Below are 2,340 nucleotides of genomic sequence, written 5' to 3' on the forward strand. Positions count from 1 at the left end.
ACTTCCTTCTTTGCATTGTGGACCTCCGATAGGTGGAAACACCTTATCTCGGTGTCCACCAAACCGGCAGCAGGCCATGGACAGCGCTTGCATTGCAGATTCGCTAAGCTGCCAAGCGGCATGAAGGTGCTGGTTCATTTTGGTGACTTCACCACCCTCATTGAGAATTATCTGCAGCGCCTTATAAATGGCGCGATCGCCATCCTTCTGGCTATAATGCTCAAAGGTAATGTGGGTTAGCTTCACTATCTGCTTCAGAAGATCTGGCCCCATAGGTAAACCGACTTCGACGCTAGCTCCCGCCCCAATTACCAATACGGTTTTGGCTCTAAACATCGGCTACCCCCCTAGGGGAACGTCAAAGACTGACGTTCCGGACCCGGCAACAACCTATCCATTTGACAGCTTGGCACACAAGACATTTGTATTCCCCTATTAAAGGGTCCGGACACACTTAAAGGAGAAAAATTATCAAGCGGAACAGAAAATAAGATACAAAATACCCTCAGAAAGTCGATTTAAGGCACCATACAAAGCCTAAATGAAAGTTTATGTGGCCCAGCCTACCAAAGTATAAAATAGTCACTGTACGGGTCTCTAAATCGAAGTTATTATAACAATGAAATATTTATACTTAAATTCCACTTATTCACACTTATAACTTCAGAATATTATTTTACAGTTATTATAGGAACAACACCTATATGACGATTGAATTCTTCCTTAAGAACTTTTTCTGCGATTGCCTGTTGGGAAATCGGAACGATCAGGGAATCGTGAACGGGCAGAGCGCAAACCTTGTGCACCATCGCCAGCTTATGCACGGCATCGATGATCGCACAGCTTTCAAGATATTGAAGCTCACCCCAGCGATAAGGGCTGGTTTCCCAATTTGATAATATCGGCAAACGGGAAAGAATCTTGGTCCTCGTCTCTTTCAACGGGTACTCGGCCTGTAATTTCTGGCCAAATTCCTCCTGAAATCTTTCCTTTGCGCCATCGGACCATTTTTCCTGAAATTTGTCATTGCCAAGCGTCATGGTAACCCAGGACTTCACAACCGACCTTGGTAAATCGGCAATACCATAGGGGTCGGTTGAAGGATCGAAAGGGATTTTCATTAGTGCATGAAGAATAGTCAAATGGCTGGCCCTGATGTCGATTTCCACTACAGGCTCACCATTGATTTTGATTAATTTACGATCCGTCTGTGGATAGCTCTGATAGCCGCCACCAAGCGAATATAGCCTGCCACCCTTATTCCAGTTAAATCCAGCCGCGTCCCCTTGATTAAAAAGCCGGTGAAAGGCGTAGTGGCAATCTGGATCAATATGTTGCCGTGACATGAAGGCGTTGATGTCATTCACTTGGCGTGCATGGGCTATGACCGTTGGGCATGACATATCAACGTCCATGATAAGCCCAGACACCTTCCTTCCATATTTATCGCGCTTCGAATCTGCTTTCTTCACAATAGGGCGTGCTATTGATGCAGGCCGTGGCAAACTCCGGAAATGCAATCCATTTCAGTAAGTTAATATTAATAAACAACTTATATCTATTAAGTAATAAATAGTAATTTAAAAATGTTTAAATAAATTAACTTCAGTTAACGTAATTAACACCATTCATGGTGATAGCGTAGCGTTGTTATATAGGTAATCTCTGGTTTATATACTAACGGTAATAGGTCAAAATGCCGTATAAAGGCATCAAGTTGGCCATTTTGCTGCCGGACAATCATAAATTCACACCTTTAAAGGATTTCTAATCCTATCAGGCGGAAAATATTCTAATCTTACCGTAGGAAAATCCGCCCTTAGGATCGATGTAGAGGCGATGGGTAGGACGGGTCCAATATCAGTCCAAAACCCACTCTAAGAGGCTTCTAGCGCCTTGTATCAGGGCGATAAGACTGATGATTCCCAACAAGGCCGCCTCTATCTTGGATATTTTGCAGACATTAGCTCGCCTCCCCACGAATATAGGCGTTAAGATCGACTACCCTGTAAAATCGCCTGCCCCCTACCTTATGGCTTGGCGGCCCCATCCCCAGCCGTTGCCATTCAGCAAGTGTCTTTGGTGCAAAGCCCAGATAAGTCGCAGCATCGTTCCGGCTTAAACGTCCTTGGACACCTTCACTGGCTGCTTTCAGATTAATATTTGGCACCGTTCTAACCTCTTCAAATAGGCAGCTAAGCTAAGATGTAAGAGGCCGGTTCATCATAGTCATTCTGACCTCGAATGCCTCTGGAGCAACTAACCTCTCTTATTCACCGGGCGACTGCGTGATGGCGTAATCCGGGACGGGGGCGGCAGGCGGAGGCGGCAAGCGCAAGT

General features: G+C 45.3%; 3 protein-coding genes. All 3 read right to left on the reverse strand.

Translation table 11 applies throughout. The features are described from left to right. The coding region (locus tag L3X40_RS21585) for a hypothetical protein (protein ID WP_237367384.1) at positions 1 to 336 on the reverse strand (336 nt) is incomplete at its 3' end. Between the two features lie 335 nt (positions 337 to 671). Beyond that, the gene (locus tag L3X40_RS21590) at positions 672 to 1,472 is read right to left on the reverse strand and encodes a hypothetical protein (protein ID WP_237367385.1); all 801 of its coding nucleotides are present in this window, start codon (positions 1,470 to 1,472) and stop codon (positions 672 to 674) included. A 491-nt stretch (positions 1,473 to 1,963) separates the two neighbouring features. Beyond that, the gene (locus L3X40_RS22460; RefSeq protein WP_338331169.1) at positions 1,964 to 2,170 is read right to left on the reverse strand and encodes a helix-turn-helix transcriptional regulator; all 207 of its coding nucleotides are present in this window, start codon (positions 2,168 to 2,170) and stop codon (positions 1,964 to 1,966) included. Positions 2,171 to 2,340 lie beyond the last annotated feature (170 nt).

The sequence above is a fragment of the Rhizorhapis sp. SPR117 genome (genome assembly GCF_021742065.1).